Annotated in this window: 3 protein-coding genes; all 3 read right to left on the reverse strand. The window is 61.9% G+C overall.

Annotated elements, in window-relative coordinates:
* Positions 1-771, reverse strand: a 771-nt coding sequence (locus tag VMA74_RS08010) for an asparagine synthase-related protein (protein WP_325366110.1), incomplete at its 3' end; no start/stop codon positions are given.
* 296 nt (positions 772-1,067) lie between these two features.
* The gene (locus VMA74_RS08015; protein WP_325366111.1) at positions 1,068-2,240 is read right to left on the reverse strand and encodes a glycosyltransferase family 4 protein; all 1,173 of its coding nucleotides are present in this window, start codon (positions 2,238-2,240) and stop codon (positions 1,068-1,070) included.
* Positions 2,241-2,307: 67 nt separating this feature from the next.
* On the reverse strand, positions 2,308-3,042 hold a 735-nt coding region (galE, locus tag VMA74_RS08020; protein WP_325366112.1), incomplete at its 5' end, for a UDP-glucose 4-epimerase GalE.

A 3,042-nucleotide genomic window follows, 5' to 3' on the forward strand; every position in this document is an offset into this window, starting at 1 on the left:
CGCCAGCAGCGCCATGATGCGATCCTGCCGGCGCAGCGGCACGCCGAAATACTGGTCGGCGCATTGCGCGTCAAGCATGCCGTCGCCCTGATGCCGCGCCACCTCAGTGGCGACGTCGGCGTAGGCCAGGGCGGCAAAATCCGCGCAAAGCAGCGGCATGCGCGGTAGCATGGCCAGGTAGCGGTCGTAAGCGCGGCCCGGATCGCACACTAGCACTTCGTGCCGAAGTCCGAGGTGCTGCGCCACGAAGCGCGCCGACGCCACTTCGTCTTCCTCCTTGCCGCCGAGGTAGGTAAGGCAGGACGTATCCGGGCGCGCCTCAGCCAGCGCGATGGCCATCGACGTGGAATCCTTACCGCCGCTCTGCAGCAGCCACGGCGCACGCATGCCGAGCGTGGAGCGTTTGATCGCCTTGCACAGCAGGCTGTGATACGTATCGATCAGCGCATCATCTTCCACGTCGCCCGTACGTGGGCGCGTGCTCGCCGCGTTGGCATGGAATGCAAAGTGGAAATGCGGATGGTCATACATGTCCTGCGCCGGGTCGAAGCCGGTCGCGGCAATCTTCACGTCCGTATAGATGGTGTGGGGCGGATACACGAACGCGTTGCGCAGTACATCGGCGACCGATACACGATCGATCGCGTCGATGCTGCGCTCATGCCGCGCCAACGGACTGAAATCGATCTCTCCCAGCGAAGGCGAGGTCGTGATCTGGATCTTCCCGGTTGCCGTGGGACGCGCGCGATATTCCGTGCCGGGTACATTCATACAAGGCCCTGGTTAGCTGTATAGCGATGAAGCGCATCGATACGTTTGGTCCTCCGCATTGCCGGCAGGATGACGAGCATGGGCCGATACCATGAGCGGCACCATGGCGACTGATATGCCAGACGCCGCTGCGTGGACATCGGTACGCGCCTGCGAGAACCTTCAACCCCAACCATGATGTGAACGATGATGCGAGTAGTGTCGCGTGCAGCGCCGCGCCACGCAGGATAGTGGAGGGGGTGTGTGCATTGCGCCACGGAACGGTGCATAAAGTGTGGAGATGCGTGCGCAAATGCTCAAGGCGCCGTCCGCATGGCTTCCGTTGCACTGCTGTCCGGACGGAACAACTCGGCATACACCTCAAGGGTCTGTTGGATCACCAAGCGTTCGTCGAATTTCTTCAAAGCCTGTTCGCGCGCGCGATCGCCCAGTTGCGCCAGCCAATCGCGGTCGTCATCCAGCCGCGCGATGCATTCGGCAAGCGCCTGGGCATTGCGCGGCTCGACCCACAAACCGTCCACGCCGTCTTGTGTCACCACTTCGCGGCAGCCCGGTTGATTCGTCGTGACCAGGGCCAGGCCAGTGGCGGCACCTTCAATCAATGATTTGGGCACGCCTTCGCGGTAATAGCTGGGCAACGCAAGCACATGCACGCTGCCCAGCAAGGCCGGCATGTCGTTGACATGCCCCAGGCAATGCACCAGGCCGGCCTCGGTCCAGCGGCGCAGTTCGGTGCGGGAGATCGAATGCGGATTGCCCGGGTCCGGTGTGCCGGCCAGCAAAAACTCGATGTCACGCTCCTGCTTGCGCAGGATCGCGGCCGCCTCGATGAACTCGCGCACACCTTTTTCCTGCAGCAGGCGCGCCGCAAGCAGCACCCGCAGCCGTTCATAACGATGCGTGGTGCGGTTGGAAGGATGGAAACGGAAGGTATTGACGCCTGAGCCGAGGATGACGCGTATGTGTTCTGGTGCAACCAGGCCGGCCTGTGAAAACGCCAGGGCATCGTCGTGGTTCTGCAGTACCAGCAGCGAGCGTTTGCCATTCAAGGCGAAACGCAGCAGAACTTTGACCAGTGGCCTCAGCATGCGCGCCTTGAGCGCATCGCTGGTGAATACGAAACCCATGCCGGATACCGCACTGACGACGGCCGGAACGCGCGCGATGCGTGCGGCAATGGTGCCGTAGATGGCGCATTTCAGGGTAAATCCGTGCACGATGTCCGGGCGCTCGCGCCGGAGCACGCCGACGAGCCGGCTCAGGGTGGCCAGCTCGCGTAGTGGATTGAGGCTGGCGCGCTCCATCGCCAACGGTATCCAGCGGCAGCCATGTTCGACCAGGCGCTTGCCGAATTTTCCCGGTGGCGACACCACCACGACTTCGTGCCCGTCGCCGAGCAGACGCTGGATGGTGGCGAGCCGGAAGTTGTAGAGATACCAGGTAGTGTTGGCGAAGAAGATGAATTTCATTGAGTGGCGCCGTTTATGGATTTTGTTTTTCCTACCTTCCTGGCCTGCATGCCGCTGTCGGCCGCAGTCAATAGCGCGCCTGGCTATGCCAACGCCAGGCGCTTCGCACGATGTCGTCGATGTTGGTGATGGCGGGGCGCCACCCTAGATGCGTGCGGGCTTTCGCATTGGACGCGACCAGCACGGGCGGATCGCCGGCGCGGCGGGAGGCGCGCTCGAACGCAATCTCCGCGCCAGTAACACGCTTGGCCGCTTCAATGATCTCCAACACGGTGAAGCCGCTGCTGTTTCCCAGGTTGAAGCAATGCGCGCCCTCATGCTTGTCCAGGAAGCGGATGGCACTGAGGTGGGCTTCGGCCAGATCGTTCACGTGGATGTAATCGCGCACGCAAGTGCCGTCTCTAGTGGGGTAATCGTCGCCAAAAATTTTGAGTGACGAGCCGTGTCCCAACACCGAGCGCAATATGGTCGGAATGAGATGGGTCTCCGGATCGTGCGATTCGCCGATGTCGCCGGACGGATCGGCGCCGGCGGCATTGAAATAGCGCAAAGACACCGAGCGTAGGCCATAAGCTGGCGCGGCATCGGCCAATATGCGCTCGACCATCCATTTGCTCGCCCCATATGGATTGATCGGGAGTGCGGAATGCTCTTCATCGATAAGCGGTGCGCTGGGATGGCCGAATACGGCGGCGGTGGAGGAGAAAACCAGCTTCGTCACACCAGCCTCGCGCATGGCATTCAACAGGCACAAAGTTCCGCAGACGTTGTTCTGATAGTACTCGTAGGGCTTGAGCATCGA

Origin of the sequence: Dyella sp. (assembly GCF_035508675.1) — a bacterium.
In the GTDB taxonomy this organism is placed as follows: domain Bacteria; phylum Pseudomonadota; class Gammaproteobacteria; order Xanthomonadales; family Rhodanobacteraceae; genus Dyella_B.

Bases quoted from the DNA above. Each gene is read 5' to 3' on its own strand.
- VMA74_RS08015 (WP_325366111.1), bottom strand. From the start codon at position 2,240: ATGAAATTCATCTTCTTCGCCAACACTACCTGGTATCTCTACAACTTC.